Raw genomic sequence first — 17,736 nt, 5'->3', positions numbered from 1 at the left:
TTTGATTTATCGTTAGTAATGCTAGTTAATTCGTGGTCACAAAAGATTTAATCCCCTTACTTCCTCCGGTCAGAATATCCACCATCAGTTCATAAGAGCGCTTTTCTCCTGGCTGAAGCAAAATCAGGGAGCCTTCTTCCCTGGCTTTTGCCTGACCGATTGGGGGATGGGTCGCTGGTTCCAGGGCAGTCACGTACTCGTTTTCTCCCCAGTGTTGCCAATTTACCAACCAGGGCAATTGCCGTTTGTCAAAGGTCATCCGCAGGGCAAAATCCAGGGAAGGATTGTAAATCCCGGCACGGCAGCGGTTGTCTGCTTCCACCTCCGGTTCGATAAAGGCCACGTCTTCCCCAAAACCACTGTGTGCGTTCATGGGCGGCGGGCAGGATTTGAAATCATTTTTCCCGGAAAAAATCCGGTTATCCGGATCCCCATCCCTGGACTTCCAGGCTCCCTTCCATACGATGCGGCTCCCTTCATCTACCAAGGGCCAGCCGAAATTTACGTGATACAGCAACATGTGCGGCGCTTCCACATTGGATTCGTTGGTTACTTCATCCACGATCTTCAGGTAGGGTTGCCCCAAAATCCCTGAAATGGTTCGCTTCAATACCAAATTCGGACCAAAGACGCTGCTTTCCCGGATGATGCCGCACAGGTGCATGTTAAAATCGCCGCCCAAAATATCGGGCTGCTTTACCGAAATCACTTCGGCCGGACTATTGGAGATCCTTCCATGCAGGCCTCGTTGCCCGTATTGGTCTTCTTCGGGACCGCCTACGTGACTCAACCCACAGGTGGTCAAAAGACCTCCTCCGAAAGTGCGCAACCAATTTATCCCGGTGTCGGAAAACGGAGAAGCTGGCGCAATTCCCACCTGACTTAGCCAGGCAAGTCCATGGGCACCATAGAATGCACCTCCAATATCCATTCCCCTGTCAAGGACAACCTGATACCGTAATCCCGCACCGGTGTCCACCCAGGCCACCCGTACGCCCCTGCCGGGACCATTATCCAAAACGGCCGTTTCGATACCTCCTACCTGATGCACATTCCCTACTTTTCCTGTCCAGGGCTTTTTTCCGGAATTCATCATACGCTTATTTTTGATACAATATACATTTCCTGCACCATTCGACTATCCTGTTCTTTCAGGTACCTTTCAAAATGGCTTAAAACGTCGTGGTTAAAAGAGACATCAAAGCTCTTTCAAGTAGATGTTTCGGTAGGCCACTTGCATGGGCGGTCCCACGTGGACCTGCATGCCCAGATGCCCTTTCATCGATCGGTTGGCCGGGTCTTCGTCCGTGACGTCACTCATGAGGGTTCCATTTACGTAGTGCTGCAGCCGGTTTCCTTTGGCGACGATGTGAATCTCGTTCCAATCGTTGGATCGAACCACTTTTTTCATTTCCTCCCGGTCGCCAAGCTCCTCTACTACTTCCAATCCCAACCAGGCATTCCGCTCCACGTTGGCCCGGAGATTTCCTTCCTTTTCTTGCGGATTAATCTTGGTTTTCTGGCCGATATAGGCGAGAGTCGTTCGTTTTCTTTCTTCGTAGTTTTGACCGGTGTAGTTGTTTTTTCCATCAATGTCCGCCTGATAGCCTCTTAGGGCATGCGAAAGATCCTCTACCGGCTCGCTCCGGTAATTCACCCCGGAGTTACCCGCTTCGGTGATTTTGAATTCCGCTTTGAATTCGAAATCAGCGGGCTGTCCTCCCTGCCAAATGATAAAATGGTTTCGGTCCAATTTGGTCTCTTCGGTGATTTCTCCGACAATTGTGCCGTTCTCCACCCGCCAATACGTGGGGTCTCCGTCCCAACCAGTTAAAGACGTTCCATCAAAAATCTGGACAAAACCATCGTTGGAATCCTGAACCTGGATGGCCTCTGCCACACTTTCGGTTTCGGTATCGCTTTGCTGGCCGGATCCACAAGCAAAGGCAAGGGCTGAACATACGGCCAGATAAGTTAGTTGAGTAAGTTGCTTCATAACATGCTGATTTAGGGTGAAAATTTTCAGGCCAGGCAAATACTGCCCGGCCCGAAAAAACATTTTAGTAGCACTAATTATTGATACACTTCATGGTTTGGATTCCCTCCAGATACCAGGTAAGCCATCAGGTCCTTTAATTCTTCTTCATTCAGTCGATTGACCAAACCCGGCATCATCACCGATACTTCGGATTCGTTGATGCTCGTGACCTGCTCCTTGGGTACCTCTTTGATTACATCCGGAGCAAAGGGGTTTTGGGAAACGTAGTAGTTTTCGTCGTCTTCCCGAATCAATCTGCCCACTACGGAAGACTTGTCCCCCATCACGAATACCATCGCCGCATACTGATCGGAAATCACGGCACTCGGGTCAAGTGTGGCTTCCAGGATATCCTTCGGTGCAAAGCGGGTACCCAATTGGGTCAAATCCGGTCCCACGGCTCCCCCTTCGCCACCAATGGCATGGCAAGATCCGCAAAGCGCAGCCCCATACATGGCTTTTCCTTTTTCCAAATCCCGGTTTTCGAGATTTTCCACAAGAGGCGCCGCCTCTTCAACCGTCCATCTCCTTCCGGGGCCTTCGGGCTGAATCTCCGAAACCGCGATGTCGTTACCTGAACCGGTAAGCATCTTGCCTCCCGAAAGTTCGTCGTAGTAATTGACTTTCGATTCCGGAACGGTGCTCAACGCCATTTTTCTCGCCCGGTCGATAAACCCAACGTAACTTCTTCCTCCCTTGTATTGAAAGGCATTGTGCGTCCAGTTAAAATATTTTTCGTACGACTCCTCGTCCCATCCAGCCTTCGCGCCGCCCAAAACGGTGGCATAATAGGTCTGCTGTGCCGGGGGAACATTCGCCAGCATGTTAGCAATATCCAATCCATATTGGGGGTTTCGCATGATCAAATCCGAAGAAGCAGTGAGCGTCTTCTGAAAATTTGGATCGTCTTCCGCCGTTTCAAGCAAGCTCAGCAGTTGAGGCACGGCAGAGGGGGCCTCTAGCGCAACCATTACCTTGCCCAGTACGCGGTTTAGCCGATTGCTTTCCGCAGGAAAATGCGCATCCAGGTAGCTGATCAACTCGTTCCTTACGGCGCCAGAAGGGCTTCCATGCCGGGCGATAACCACTTCAAATGCTCGGGAAAGGTTCAATCGGTCTTCTTCGTTCAAACCGGCATAGTCGATACCCATCAAGGCTTGCAACATGGCGTTTCGTTGAGAAGCACTGCCGTGCCTTGCCAGCGCAATCATGGCCTGAGTCAAGGTCCTTGGATCGGTCTCGCTCAGTGCTTTGCTTTGCCATTCGGAAAGCGGCTGCTGTTCTACGGCAATACGTGCAGCGTATTGGACAAACCGATCCTTGTGTTTCAGGTAAGGCCATGCAAAATCGATGGCACCCGCCTGCGGACCGGCATGATAGGCTTCCAGGCTTCTTCGGATTTTATGTTCCTCCGGCAAATCGGCCTCGGTCAATCCTCCATCGGCGTCTTCACTCAAATCTCCGGTATAGTGAACCCGGTACAGATCGGATTGCAATCGTCTTCCGCCGGTCATGAAATACAGGGCCCCGTCCGGGCCGATCACGCCATCCGTAAGTGGTAGCGGCGATCCGGAAATAAATTCCTCACCCGTGGCGGCGTAGGATCCTCCCTCAGGTGTAAGGTTAATTTTATACATGATGCCAAAACTCCAATCAAAGGCATACAGTGCATTTCGGTAATCTGAGGGAAATTTGGCATTCGTTCCGTAAAATACGTTGGTAGGAGACCCTTGACCAATATTAAGAACAGCCGGCAAATTATCCGTGTAGTCGGGCGACCATTTCTTGTTGCCCGTTCTCCAGCCGTACTCACTGCCGCTGGTTACGTGGTTGATTCGGGTAGGCCGGTACCAGGGCATACCAAAATCCCATTCCATATCGGAATCGTAGGTAAACAAATCACCGACTTCATTGAATGCAATGTCAAACGGATTTCGGTATCCCACACTAATTAATTCCCAACGCTTTCCCTCGGGATCAATTTTGGCTACCCATCCTCCCGGCGCGCCTCTGCTGTTGGCGTGCCCTCTGGGATCTTTTATTTCAGGGATCAGGTTATCGTCTTCCCAAACCCTGGGAATCCGGTAGTGGTCCATCTCCGGTACATCGATATGGTTTCCGACCACGATGTAAATGGACCCACCATCGGGGGATACCACCATGCTATGGGGGCCGTGTTCCCCGGGACTACCTGTAAATTCACGGAGCGTGGTAATGGTCTCAAATTGATCGTCTCCATCGGTGTCCTGTAGCCGGTAAATACCCGTGCTCTTGTCAAAGTCATCGTTTGCCCGGTGATTAACCATCACGTACAGGCTGTTAAAGGCGTACAACAGGGCCTGGGCGTAGCCCATGCCAATCTTGTCGTCTCCATTTTCTCCAACAATCAGTTTTTCCACCTTGGGTGTCAGCGAGTCGGAACCTATGGCTGGAACCTCCAGCCGGTAAATCGCACCGTACTGGTCAACCGTCAGTAGCCTGCCCTTGTCATCAAAGGTCATGCCTACCCAGGAACCCTGCTCGTTTTCACCGGGGCTGTACAGGTGTTCCGCTTCGAAGCCAGAAGGCAATTTCAACTTGGCCACCTTGGGATCCACCTCTTTTTGCTCTCCACCGCCTTCACCGCATGCGCCCACAATCAGGAGCACCAATGCAGCCATCAGCCAGTTTTTCATTGAGTTTTTGGTATACATATCGTTATTATTAATTGGCACTTTGTCCTTCGGGCAAGGTAATTTCCTTACCGGAGAAACGTTTCTAAAATTAACCCAAATCCATTGCTTAATAAAGCCAGTAACGTGGAAATTATACCTTTGGTCATATTTAACCAAAAAACAACGGAAAGCTAGTAGGCTTTCCGCTGTATTTCTCAGGCTGGGCTATCTTATTTTCTGCCGCACGCCTCCATTAGAAGTGAGGTGTAATCTCTGCTTCGGCAGCTGGAAGCGCATAGTATTTGGTAATATTGGTAAAGGCGATGGATCGGAAGGTAGCTCCGGCAGGATAGTAATAATCCAGCGGATTCGCCAGCGCTCGTGCACCAAAATCCCCAATGATCTCTTGCACCCTGTCCGCCCGGGTGATGTCAAACCAGCGCTTGTTTTCAAAGGCTAGTTCCACTCTTCTCTCCTTAAAGATGGCTTCCCGCATATCGGTCTGTCCGGAGGCGGTGCTGTTCGCCAATCCGGCACGGTTTCGTACCTGATTCAGGTAACCCGCCGCCTCTTCGGTCTTGCCCTGCTCGTTAAGGGCCTCAGCGAGGAATAACAAGACTTCTGCATACCTGTAAATGGGCCAATTCATACCGTGGTTCCCATGCAAATCATGGTGTTTGGCGTATTTCTTTATATACGGGTACACTTTATCTTCCCGATCACTACCAGCAATTTCCACATAAGCAATGGAGGCATCCTTTCTCAAATCTCCTTCCTCGTACGCAGCGATGATATCTGGCGTGGGTATGTTATTACCTTCACCATCCAGCGGCTGTGGGTTAGAAGTACCGGTAATGGGCTGCAACTCCTGCAAGGAAATGGGCCGGGGCATAAAGCTGTACAAGAAACTACTGTTGAGCCCTTCGGGACCTTCCAGAAATTGAATTTCAAACAAGGATTCGGCATTGTTTTTATTGCCTACACTTTCAGAAAATACATCCTCGTAGTTGTCGATCAAGGAGTACTCCCCACTACTGATGATGGCTTTTAGCAGGGTCTCTGCTTCTGCCCAACGCTTCTGGGTGATAAATACGTCGGCCAATAGCATCTGGGCAGCGCCCTTGGATGCCCGGCCCACTCCCTGCTGGGAGCGTACAGGCAATAGATTAACAGCAGCCTGTATATCACTGATTAACTGTGCGTAAATCTCTGATTCCGGTGTCAACGGTAAGGCCGCTTCTTCCCGGGTAGTCACCGGAACTAAATGCAGCGGAACACTTCCGAAGTACCGGGCCAATTCGTAATATGCGTATCCACGGAGGAACAGCGCCTGACCCTTCAGGTTGTCTTTCGAAGCCTGATTAAACTCGATTTCATCGATTTGCGTAAGAATCTGATTCGCCCGAGCGATGATTAGGTAATCCTGCCGGTATTGGTTCAAAACGTGTGTGTTGGTCGTAATTCCCTGATCATCCGGTAAGGAATGGTCGGAAATATCTTCCTGTTGCTCGGTCGCACCAAAGTTGATGTTTCGCGCATAGATGGTATTGTCCGAACGCATCTCGCACAACAACCAGGAGCGGCTGTTTGCAATGCTTCGTAGCGGTGCATAGGTTGCATTTACCGCTTGTTCAAAATCGGTTTCTGTCTTGTAAAACGTGGCAGAACTCAGGGCGGTTTCCGGGGCGATGGTCAAGAACTCTTCGCAACTTGACATCGTCATTCCCAGTAGCGCTATAAAGATTGATATTTTTTTCATTTTTCAGTCAATTTTAGATGAAAGGGACTTTAGAACGTAAAGTTAGCACCTACGGTAAAGGTACGTGGAACCGGGTAGCCCGTCAGGTCAATGCCAGGGCTTAGGTTTCCGCCGTCTCCCTGACCGTTGTTTTGCTGGCTAACCTCCGGGTTGGGGCCTCCCCAATACGGGGTAAAAATATACACGTTCTGCACGGAGGCATAGAACCTGGCTGACTTGACCACGTTTGCAATGGCCCCGGCGTTGAATCCTAGCGTGATGTTTTTGATAGAAAAGAAGGACGCATCCCAAACAAAGTTGCTGTTTGCCCAGTCTCTTTCGATACCGGTCACGTTTCCACCTCCCACGGTGGTTCCGAAAATTCCCTCTCCCGGATCTTCAGGGGAACGGAAGCGATCGGTCGCTTTGGCCACCATGTTAAACACACCGTCCAGGTTGGCGGTACTAAACAAGTGTCGCATGTACAACTGATTCCCGTGCGATCCGGAAGTGATGATGTTCATGTCCCACTTTCCATACTTGAAGTTGTTGGTGATACCGTAGGTGAAATCCGGGAACGGATTTCCAATAATCGTCCGGTCGTCGTTATCGCCGCCTATGGTAATGATGCCGTCACCGTTGATATCTTCCAACTTGATGGAACCTACAGTAGAACGTCCAGGTACTTGAGGGGAACTATTCAGGTCTTCCTCGTTCATGTAGTTTCCAAGTTTTCTCAATCCATAGAATTGACCAAAAGGCTGTCCTACCTGAGTAATGTGAAATTGTCCATACACGCGATCAATGCCTTCTGCAAGCTCTATCACCTGGTTCCTGTTAAAAGAAATGTTGGCATTGGTGGTCCAAACCAGCCTTCCCTGGGTATTACGGCTGGTGATGGCAAATTCATGCCCCCAGAATTTAATTTCTCCAATGTTATCGGTAATGCTACCAAAACCGGCTTCCTGCGGTATCTGTACGTTGTACAACAGGTTGGTGGTATTTTTGGTGTAGAAATCGTACACAAACTGAATACGGTCATCAAACAAACCCAGGTCCAATCCGATATCAAACTGCTGCGTTGTTTCCCATCCTAGGAACGGGTTTTGGAGGGAGGTAACCGCCGCTCCAGGTACCACCGTATTATTAAAAACGTGATTTACGGTATTGTTCACCAGCGCGTACTGCGTGTAATTACCAATATTATTATTACCGGTCACACCGTAGCTGCCACGTAATTTCATAAAGGATACTTTGTCGCTTGTGTTTAGGAATCCTTCGTCAGACATCACCCATCCCGCAGATACAGACGGGAATACCCCCCATCGGTTCTCCGAACCGAATCGGGAAGATCCGTCGGCACGGATGGATCCGGTCAATAAGTACTTGCCCTTATAGTTGTAGGTCAAGCGGCTCAGGAATGAGGTCAACGCCCACTCCTGTACGTCCGAGATTGTTCCTCCTCTGCTTATGTTTAGCGCGCCCTGCACCGTTGGAAGACGATCATCGGCGTAGGTATCTCCTACCACCTGGGTACGATCCAATCGGAAATACTGGTTGGTAAATCCACCCAACAATTGGAAGTTGTGGTCATTGATCGATTTGGTGTAGGTCACCGTGTTTTCGTTCAACCAGCTAAATATTTCGCGGTTATCTCGGGTAGAACGTGCCACCGTTGGGATGGCTTGATTCATTCCCGGCGTGGCCGTAGACGGATTGAAGTAAAAATACTTGCTATTTCTGATCTCTGCGTTGATGGTCGATTTGATCTCCAGACCTTCGATCGGTTGGTACTGTACGTAGGCATTGGAAAGCAAATTCGTCTGCTTGGTCTCGTTGGTGATCTCCAAGGCAGAACGTACGTAGTTTGGATAGGCGAAGATGTTTCCTGTTTCGCTAGGAAACCTGTTGAAATACGTTAACTCGCCGTTGTCATCGTAAATGGGCATGTTGGGCCAGGTATGCAGGGCATTAAACAATATACCCGTTCCTCTGGATCCATCGGTCCTGGGAATGTTGTCACGAATGTAGGTGGGGGCAAGATTGAAGCCCACGGTTAACTTATCCGATGCCTTGTAGTCGGAATTGATTCGCAACGAAAAGCGTTCGTAGTCGGTGTTCAATACAACGCCTTCCTGATCGAAGTAACCCGCCACAACCGACGTCCGCATCTTTTCCGTGTTGTTATTGATCGTCAGGTTGTAATTGGAAATAGGAGCTGTCTGAAGTAAGGCATCGTACCAGTCCTGGGTTTGGCCTTCGTACTGGGAAGGGTTTTGGAACATGGCAGGAACCGGACGTCCGGCATCTTCGAAGTATTCCTTTTTAAATTGCGCAAATTCCACAGCATCCATCATTTCCAGTCGGTTGTAATGGGGCACGTTTTGCAATCCCCGGTACACGTTGAGTGAAACGGAGGACTGTCCGGCCTTTCCTCTTTTGGTGGTGATCAGTACCACACCATTAGCCGCCCGGGATCCATAGAGGGAAGTAGAGGCAGCGTCTTTCAAAATAGTGATGTCCTGAATCTCGTCCGGATTAAGACTGGAGATGTCTCCGGTGATCGGAAACCCATCCACTACGTACAAGGGTTCACTACCCGCAGATACGGATAACTGTCCCCGGATACGTACGTTCATTCCTCGACCAGGCTGTCCAGTAGTTTGGTTGATTTGCACACCGGCCAACTGGCCCTGCAGTTTCTGTGCCATTAAGGGAACCGGGATATCCAGTAGGTCATCGCCTTGTACGGTCTGTACCGCCCCGGTAATCTCTTTCTTCAACTGGCTACCATAACCTACTACCACCACTTCGGTGAGGTCGCTCATGGAAGAAGCCAGCACGATTTCATACTCGGTTTGTCCCCCCTGGACGGGTATTTCCCGGGTAGCATAACCGATGTAACTTACCGACAATACCTCGCCGGCGGCCGCTTCTACCTGAAAACGTCCATCCAGGTCAGTTACCGTCCCGCGGGTGGTCCCCTTAACCAAAACGGATACTCCCGGCAAGGTTTCGTTGTCTCCTTCGGAGCGCACTACGCCAGAGACCGTACTCTGCGCATAGGAAACGAAGGTCAATAGCATGGCCGCGAGTAAGGTGATCAAGCGCCTGCTATCCAAAATTGGGTAACAATTTTTTTTCATAATAAAATAGGTTATTTGAATGGATTTTTTTGAAATATCGCGACAGTATCCGCGAATATTTTCCTAAATAAAAAAGATATTTTCGCAAGAACTATCCTGCACTGTGCTGAAAACGTTTTCATTCACATCGTAAAACCACATAAACTCGCTTTCTGTAACTCGTTGAAAACGAGTCATATCTGATTGTATGTTCTGTTTAACTGTAGTAAGCGACGCTTTTTACGAGCAAAACCTTGAGAATCGCACATTTTATAAAATTATCTACTGACCCGGAAAGCCGTTATCCAAAAAAAAATCCCCCGGAACTTCCGACAGCTTGCCTGAATTTCCAGGGGAAAATTTTACCAAAGGGAACCTTTTTTTAGTATCCGGGATTTTGCCTCAATGCGGAATTAATGCGTATTTGGTCCTGCGGAATCGGAAACAGTATCTCGTGCGCTTCAAAGATAAAATCTCCGTTAGAAAACGGAATTCCTTCTCTGGAGGTCGTAGGATCTGCCCGCTCGCGTAAACCGTAATCGTTCAAAAAACTGACCAATTCCTGTGTACCCATCGTACGTTTCAAATCAAACCAGCGGTGATTCTCAAAGGCCAATTCGATTCGTCGTTCTTTGAGTACGGCTTCCCGAAATGCTTCCTGGCCCAGGCCACTGAGCGGTTCCAATCCGGCCCGGTCGCGAACCTGATTCAGGTAACCGTAGGCCAGCCCGGTGGGGCCGTCTTGCTCGTTTAACGCCTCTGCCAGCATGAGCAAAACGTCTGAATACCGGATGACGGGCCAATTATCGTTCGTTACACCCCGAATGGAATGGGGGTGATTGAATTTGTTGATAAATGGAACGCCTACGTACGTTCCGTCGAGGTTGGTGTATCCCTCCTGGAGCGAAACTTCCTTTCGCAAGTCCCCTTCTTCGTAGGCAGCAATGATGTCCTTACTTGGGGTATTCCAGCCGCCGCCTTCCTGTCCGGGAAAGTCGATCACCGCACCAAAGGATTCCCGAGGAGCAAAGGTGTAGATAAAGTTACTGTTCACGCCAAATTGATTGTCTCCCTGGTACTGAATGTCCCAGACAGATTCCTGGTGATTTTTGTTTTGGGGATCAAATACGTCCGCATAGTCCGTCAGCAGATCGTAACCGAGCGACGTTACCTGATTCAAGGCGTCTATGGCTGGCCCGTAATCCCCACGAGTCAGGTGTACCTTTCCTAGCAAACTTAAAGCGGCGCCTTTAGTTACCCTTCCCGTGTCATCCGAATCGTGGCTGACCGGCAGCGCGTTCACCGCCGCGTTTAGGTCCGACAGGATTTGTTGGTATACGGTTTCCACCGGTTGCCTTTCGTATTCGAAGGCTTCGGCAGGAGCGGCCACCGGCTCGGTAATCACGATCACATCTCCAAAATGTTGAACCAGATGAAAGTACAAATACGCCCGAATAAACTTTAACTCGCCCTCGGACCGGGTTTTAATGGCCTCACTTGCCACCGATTCTGGCAATTTTTGAAGGGTGGTGTTCACGTTGACCATCACCCCGTAGGTACTGTTGTACAAGTTGGTGATGTTGGGCGTAGCGGGATTGTACTGCCAAAACTCCAAGGCCTCCAGGGCAGGCCCCTGCCCCCGGTTGCCCGGGTTAAAGTGCAAGGTAGTATTGTCCGAAATAAACTCGGTGTATTGCCATTGGCTCAGGTGAAGCGGACGCAACTGCCCGTAAACCCCATTCACGGCTTGAATCACCTGGTTTTCGGTCTGGTAGAAATTATCCGCAACCAGCACCGTGGGATCGGTTTTATTTAGAAACTCTTCGTCGCAGGCCGTAAAAGCCAGCAAGGATCCCAAACAAACTAATTTTATATGCATGTATTTTTTCATTGCTTCGGTAGTTTAAGGATTAGAATCGGATGGTCGCTCCCAGGGTAAAGGTCCTGGGCATGGGGTACGCTTCGTCATCCACGCCAATATTTATCCCACCTCTTCGGTTGATCTCCGGATTGGTACCCGGAAAAGAGGTAAATAGGAAGGGATTCTCCGCGCTGAAAAATACCCGGGTGTTGGATAGCACCGGATTTTTGGGAACGGTGTACCCCAGGGTGATGTTTCGCAGCCATACGTGCGTGGCATCGTACACGTAGCGGGAGTTGGATTCCCGCTGCCATTTCCAGGTATTGGTGGTGGCACCGCGGCCATCCCCGGGATTCTCGGCAGATCTCCAGCGGTTTACTCCAGACTGCAGAATGTTGAATACCCCGTCCATGTTCATGGTCGTGGCCTCAATGTTTCGGAACACGTCGTAGTCAAAGGCCCCGGTAAACATAAAGTTAAAGTCAAAGGCTTTGTAATCGCCACCCAGGGTGAAACCCAAAATATAGGCGGGATGCGGGTTTCCGATTTCGATCATGTCCTGCTGATCGTAGGAGATCACCCCATCGCCATTTGCATCAAAATATTTGTAGGTACCAGGGATGGCTCCATCCTGGGTGGGCCAGGCTTCGATTTCATCTTCGGTATTAAAAATACCTACCATGCGGAACCCGTGCAGCATGGCCAGCGGACGCCCTACCTGAGAAACGTTATACGTGCTGTAGAAACCCCCTGACCATATTTCATCGTTTTCTCCCCGGATCTCCAATACCTTGTTTCGATTGATGGTCAGGTTCAGATTGCTCCGTAGGTTCAATTGGCTGATGCGCGTGCGGTAATCCAGCGCAAGCTCCAGGCCCCGGTTTTGCACCTGCCCCACGTTGTCCAACGACTGGGTAAAGCCGGAGATAACCGGCATTTCCACGGAAAGCAGCATGTTGTCCGTTAATCGGTTGTAATACTCTGCGGTGAAAATCAGGCGGTTGTCAAACATGGCCAGGTCCAGGCCGATATCGGTTTGCTGGGATTGCTCCCATCCCAGGTTGGAGTTGGCAAAATTGGACAACACCTGCCCGTTTGCGATAGCCCCTCCCAGTACGTAATTGGAAATACGCATGTTGGACAAGCTGGAGTAATTACCAATCGCATTGTTACCAGTGATACCATAGCTGGCTCTCAGTTTCAAATCGGTAATCCAGTTGGTTTGCGGCATAAAAGATTCCTCGGAAATCCGCCATCCGGCAGAAAAGGCCGGGAAGTTCCCCCATTTGTTGTTGGCACCAAAGCGAGAACTACCTTCCCGTCGGAAGGATGCCGAAAAGAGGTACTTATCATTAAAGGAGTAATTGGCCCTGGCAAAATAAGCCATTAGGCTCCAATCGGCCTCGCCGGAACTCGATACCTGTCGGATGGCCGCACTCAGGTAACGTACCTGATCGTTGGCAAACTCGTTGCCGTTGCCTTGCAGGAATTTAAAGGTTTCTTCCTGGGCAGAAAATCCCAACAAGCCTTCCACCCGGTGGTTACCCAGGATTTTGTTGTACGAAAGCAGCTGATCCGCAGCGATGTTCAACACCTCGTTGCGTCGTTGAAATAACGTCGCCTCGCGTGGCGGAGCCTGGTTAAAGCCAGGACCTGCGAGCGTGGATGGACGAAACTCCTTTTGGTCGGTATTTTCCAGGATGGCATTGACCGAGGTCCTGAACTTGAAATCCTTGAGAAAGGTAAATTCCAGGTACCCGTTGGTCAAGAGGTTATTTTCGTTACGGGTGCGCTCCATTTCCATGAGCTCCTGCACCACATTGGCGGTGCCGAATACGCCATGTGTACCGCCAATAAAGGTATTGAAGCTACCGTCCTCGTTGTATACCGGATAGCGCGGGTCTGCCCAAAGCGACCTGCCGATCAATGCACTTCTGCCGTCGGTCGATGCATAGTCTTCGCGGGAATGCGAAGCGGCAATGTTCCAGCCCATGCTGATAAATTCGTTGATCTTGCCATCAATATTGGCCCGGACGTTAAACCGTTCAAAACCCGTCTCGATAACGGCCCCCTCTTGATTGATATAGCCCACCGACACCAGGGAACGAATGTCTCCCTTGCCCGCGGAAAGGGTAGCATTGTAATTTTGAAACCGGGCGTTTTGATTCATGATTTCTTCAAACCAATCGGTAGAAACGGTAGTCTGCTCCGGAAACCGGAATTCCAGTGGAATTTCCTCCAGCGCCGGCTCCCGCTGTTCGAAGTAGCGAATCCGGTCCACGAAACTATCGTGCTTGAACTGCGCAAACTCTGGTCCGTTCATCATCCGCGTTCGGCGGCCATCGGGCACGTTCTGAATCCCCTGGTTGACCACGAAATCAAGGTTTACCGTTCCTTCTTTTGCGGATTTGGTCGTGATCAGGATTACACCATTCGATCCCCTTGCTCCGTAAATGGCCGTAGAAGCCGCATCTTTCAGTACCGTCATGCTTTCGATATCTGCCGGGTTTAGGTTTTGCCCGAGAGAGGTACCCACCGGAAACCCATCCACAACGTATAGCGGCTGACTACCGGCTCCCAGTGATCCTATCCCCCGAATCGTGACTTCCATTTCTTCTCCGGGTCTACCGGAGTTTTGCCGTACCTGTACCCCAGCGGCCTGCCCCTGCAATAGGCGGGTGACATTCGTTGTCGGCACTTCCCCGATATTCTCCATGTTGATCACCGAAACAGCCGAAGTAATGTCGGCCTTTCGCTGGGAACCGTATCCCACCACGACCACCTCTCCCAGGTCTCCGATGGAGGCTTCCATGCTGATCTCATAGGTGGTCTGCCCGCCGGTGACCGCCACTTCCCGGGTCTCAAACCCAATAAAACTGACGGTAAGTGTTTCGCCGGAGGCAGCCTGAATGGCAAATTCACCATCCATATTGGTGACGGTGCCGCGCGTAGTCCCCTTTACCAGGATGGAAACGCCCGGAAGGGGCTCAGCGTCTTCACTGGCGATGACTCTTCCGGTAATCTGACCCGCATCCTGGGCAAACAGGGAATGGGTCATCACCAAAAGAACAGCCAATACTGCACCCCGAATCCCACGAAGGAGCAATTGGTAACTTGTTTTCATAATCTTTTGTGTTTGGTTAAGATTGATTTATTTCAATTAAATAAACCTAGAAAACAATACAATACTATCCTGTACCATCCTGCATTCGTGCAATTTTATTACATTAAAAGACCGAAATTAAGCAGAAAACACCTGTGTTTTAGGGAAAAATCCGTGCAGTAAAATGTGGCCAATTTTAAAGGCTACCCGGAACTCCCGGATAGAAACCGTCCATCTTTCAAAAAGTAAATCCCATAAAAAAAGGGAGCGTGATGCTCCCTTTTTTTATGGTGAATGCTAGTCCAGGTATCCTTATTTCTTGACCCGGATTTTTTCTTTGATTCGGGCAGATTTTCCCTGTCTTCCTCTCAGGTAAAACAACCTGGCTCTTCGGACTTTACCCTCTCTCAGGACTTCGATTTTTTCCAGACTTGGGGAAATGATGGGGAATATTCGCTCCACACCGATTCCATTGGAAACCTTTCGAACGGTAAACGTCTCCCCGTTGGTATTGACGTTTTTCCGCTGGATTACCGTTCCTTGGAACTGCTGTACCCGTTCCTTGTTTCCTTCTGTAATTTTCACGTGAACATTGACCGTGTCTCCCGCCTTGAAAGCTGGGAATTTAGACCGGGCGTCTTTGTAATCCTGTTCTACGAATTTTAGTAGTTCGCTCATTGCTTTACTCGTTTTCTTATCGCTTTTTCGGACACCAATTTCGGGTGTCCTTACTTGGTTCAACTATCGTTTTGTGCTGTAGTATTACCGCCTTTTTCCGAAGAAAACGGCCCGCCTATCAAGTCGGGTCTTCTTTCTTTGGTCCGGCGTACCGATTCATCAAATCTCCAGGATTCGATATTTGCCGCATGCCCTGAAAGCAACACCTCCGGGACTTTCCATCCGTTGTAGTCAGCCGGTCGCGTATACACGGGCGGTGCCAGCAGGCCATCCTGAAAGGAATCCGTCAATGCGGAGGTCTCGTCGTTCAATACTCCCGGAATCAACCGAATGACGGCGTCTGCCACAACAGCAGCAGCCAATTCTCCTCCGGAAAGGACAAAATCACCGATGCTTACCTCTTTGGTGATCAAGTGTTGCCGAACCCGCTCGTCTACTCCTTTGTAATGCCCGCAGAGAAGGATTAGGTTCTCTTTGAGCGAAAACGCGTTGGCCATGGGTTGATCAAACGTTTGCCCGTCCGGTGTCATGTAAATGACCTCATCGTAGGCACGCTCTTTTTTCAACGCTTCCAGGCAGCTGGCGATTGGCTCGATCATCATGACCATCCCCGCTCCACCACCAAACGCATAGTCGTCCAGGGTATGCTGCTTTCCGATACCATAGGGTCGTAAATCGTGCACCTTCACCGTGGCCAGGCCTTTTTCTTCCGCCCGTTTCAGGATGGAATGAGAAAAAGGCCCTTCCAGCAGTCCGGGCAAAACCGTAATGATATCGATACGCATGTTACGCTTCCAAATAGATGTCAAGCAGGCCATCCGGCAGCCGGCAGAAAACTTTCTTTTCTGCCTTATTTACTCCTTGCAGGATTCCATCCTGAATGGGAATAAGTACTTCTTTTCCCTGGTAGTCCATGCCGATCAGGTCCTGGGTTTCCAGGTCATAGATTACCTTGACTTCTCCCAATTCCCCCAGCGTCTCGTCGATCACCGTATATCCCACCAATTCGTGGTAATAAAACTGATCTTCTTTTAGCTCAGGAAGCAGGGATAGCGGCAGGTACAAGGCTGCTCCCACCATGGGTTTTACCTGTTCCACCTGGTCAAATTCTTCAAATTTGGCCAGAAATTTATTGTTAGGCTGGGGCACCATGTGCTCCAAAATAAAGGGCACCAATCGGTTTCCCTTTTCCACAAAGACATGTTCCAGGTCCTCGTAATCCTCGGGATAATCTACGTCGAGGACCAAAAGCACTTCCCCATGCAATCCATGAACTTTGGCGATATGGCCCAATTGAAAACAATTGTCTTTGTTCACGGCAGGGGGATCGTTTAGGCTTTTTCTTCGTCAGATGCTGCAGCATCCGATGCAGGTGCATCTTCTCCTCCGCTTTCCGCAGGCGCTTCTTCCTGAGGCGCTTCTGCAGCTTTGGCTTCCGCCTCTGCAGCCGCAACCGCAGCGATGGCTTCTTCTTCCCGCTTTTTGATGGCGTCCAGTCGGGCCTGATTCTTAGCCGCTTCGGCTTCCAATGCAGCCTTCTTGGCGCTGTCTCTGGCAGACTGGATTTTGTCTACCTTGCTGGCGATGCTCTTCTCCTTACTATCCAACCAGGCCTGAAATTTTTCATCGGCCTGTTCCTGCGTGATGGCGCCCTTTACCACACCTATCTGCAGGTGTTTCTTCAACATGACTCCCCGGTAGGAAAGCATGGCTTTTACGGTATCGGTAGGTTGTGCCCCATTCATCAACCATTTCAATGCGCGGTCGTTATTGATGGTAATGGTGGCCGGGTCGGTATTTGGATTGTACGATCCGATTTTCTCGATAAAGCGTCCATCTCGTGGAGCTCTAGCATCAGCAATTACTACATCGTAGATGGCCATTTTTCTTCGGCCCCGACGTGCTAATCTGATTTTTAATGCCATAATATTTTGACGTTTAGTGAATTGATGGATCCCGTCCATCGTTATTTTTTGGACTGCAAAGATAAAACATTAAAATCAAAAAGAACAATCTGGCTGTCTTTTATTTGCGTAATAGTAAATTTATGGTTTAAATTGCGGTGTTTTTTGGGGGCTTGCATGGTTGAGCCTACTCAAAAAAGCAACAAATACCGGGTTTACAAAGGTAAATCTAACGCTTTCCTGAAAGTTAAATGGCCTCGTAGTTCAATGGATAGAATAGAAGTTTCCTAAACTTTAGATGCAAGTTCGATTCTTGCCGAGGCTACTAATTTTAACCTGGATCTGGAGATTTTTATTTGAAGTAAAATGAAAGAAGTTTATTTCGCCTACGTCCTGAAAAGTAAACATTTTGACTATCTTTATAAGGGTCATTGTAAAGATTAACAGAAAAGACTTCATCAGCATAATTCCGGAATGACCGTTTCTATTCGGCCATATATCCCATTTGAAATACTGTATTGCGAAGAATTTGAAACTTTAATTGAAGCCATCAGTAGAGAAAAATACTTCAAATCTTCAAGGGGTAGACTATTCTTGAAAAAAATATTGCAATCGGAGTAGTTCAATGCCCGCCC

General features: G+C 49.5%; 11 protein-coding genes, 1 tRNA gene and 1 pseudogene. 2 read left to right on the top strand and 11 right to left on the bottom strand.

Going from position 1 to position 17,736, the window contains the following annotated elements; genetic code table 11:
* Positions 1-25: 25 nt before the first annotated feature.
* The 11 genes from BMW71_RS07210 to BMW71_RS07160 form a co-directional block, all read right to left on the bottom strand.
* On the bottom strand, positions 26-1,093 hold the full coding sequence (locus tag BMW71_RS07210) for an aldose 1-epimerase family protein (RefSeq protein ID WP_092171470.1): 1,068 nt from the start codon (positions 1,091-1,093) through the stop codon (positions 26-28).
* A 105-nt stretch (positions 1,094-1,198) separates the two neighbouring features.
* Positions 1,199-1,996 carry a 3-keto-disaccharide hydrolase gene (locus BMW71_RS07205; protein ID WP_092172772.1) on the bottom strand — a complete coding sequence of 266 codons (798 nt, stop codon included), beginning with the start codon at positions 1,994-1,996 and terminating at the stop codon, positions 1,199-1,201.
* Positions 1,997-2,073: 77 nt separating this feature from the next.
* Complete coding sequence (locus BMW71_RS07200; protein WP_394333681.1) at positions 2,074-4,713, bottom strand: c-type cytochrome; 2,640 nt, start codon at positions 4,711-4,713, stop codon at positions 2,074-2,076.
* 232 nt (positions 4,714-4,945) lie between these two features.
* On the bottom strand, positions 4,946-6,451 hold the full coding sequence (locus BMW71_RS07195; protein WP_092171465.1) for a RagB/SusD family nutrient uptake outer membrane protein: 1,506 nt from the start codon (positions 6,449-6,451) through the stop codon (positions 4,946-4,948).
* A gap of 29 nt (positions 6,452-6,480) precedes the next feature.
* Complete coding sequence (locus BMW71_RS07190) at positions 6,481-9,576, bottom strand: SusC/RagA family TonB-linked outer membrane protein (RefSeq protein WP_092171463.1); 3,096 nt, start codon at positions 9,574-9,576, stop codon at positions 6,481-6,483.
* A 361-nt stretch (positions 9,577-9,937) separates the two neighbouring features.
* Positions 9,938-11,434 carry a RagB/SusD family nutrient uptake outer membrane protein gene (locus BMW71_RS07185; protein WP_317041131.1) on the bottom strand — a complete coding sequence of 499 codons (1,497 nt, stop codon included), beginning with the start codon at positions 11,432-11,434 and terminating at the stop codon, positions 9,938-9,940.
* Positions 11,435-11,465: 31 nt separating this feature from the next.
* Positions 11,466-14,540, bottom strand: coding sequence for a SusC/RagA family TonB-linked outer membrane protein (locus tag BMW71_RS07180; RefSeq protein WP_092171458.1), 3,075 nt, complete (start codon positions 14,538-14,540; stop codon positions 11,466-11,468).
* Positions 14,541-14,831: 291 nt separating this feature from the next.
* Positions 14,832-15,197 carry a 50S ribosomal protein L19 gene (gene rplS / locus BMW71_RS07175; protein ID WP_092171455.1) on the bottom strand — a complete coding sequence of 122 codons (366 nt, stop codon included), beginning with the start codon at positions 15,195-15,197 and terminating at the stop codon, positions 14,832-14,834.
* A gap of 59 nt (positions 15,198-15,256) precedes the next feature.
* Entirely contained in the window at positions 15,257-15,982 is a 726-nt protein-coding gene (gene trmD / locus BMW71_RS07170; protein ID WP_092171452.1) for a tRNA (guanosine(37)-N1)-methyltransferase TrmD, read from the bottom strand.
* A gap of 1 nt (position 15,983) precedes the next feature.
* Complete coding sequence (rimM, locus tag BMW71_RS07165) at positions 15,984-16,514, bottom strand: ribosome maturation factor RimM (protein WP_092171450.1); 531 nt, start codon at positions 16,512-16,514, stop codon at positions 15,984-15,986.
* A gap of 14 nt (positions 16,515-16,528) precedes the next feature.
* The gene (locus tag BMW71_RS07160; protein WP_092172769.1) at positions 16,529-17,122 is read right to left on the bottom strand and encodes a 30S ribosomal protein S16; all 594 of its coding nucleotides are present in this window, start codon (positions 17,120-17,122) and stop codon (positions 16,529-16,531) included.
* A 232-nt stretch (positions 17,123-17,354) separates the two neighbouring features.
* Here BMW71_RS07160 and BMW71_RS07155 point away from each other — a divergent pair.
* Together BMW71_RS07155 and BMW71_RS24115 are read left to right on the top strand one after the other, a co-directional pair.
* Positions 17,355-17,426, top strand: a tRNA-Arg gene (locus BMW71_RS07155).
* Between the two features lie 131 nt (positions 17,427-17,557).
* Positions 17,558-17,722, top strand: a pseudogene (locus tag BMW71_RS24115) (GIY-YIG nuclease family protein); the annotation flags it as partial.
* Positions 17,723-17,736: the final 14 nt, after the last annotated feature.

It is taken from the genome of Cyclobacterium xiamenense (assembly GCF_900109255.1).
Taxonomy (GTDB): domain Bacteria; phylum Bacteroidota; class Bacteroidia; order Cytophagales; family Cyclobacteriaceae; genus Cyclobacterium; species Cyclobacterium xiamenense.
Note: the sequence above shows the minus strand (reverse complement) of the source record. Positions and strands in the feature narration are given on the sequence as shown.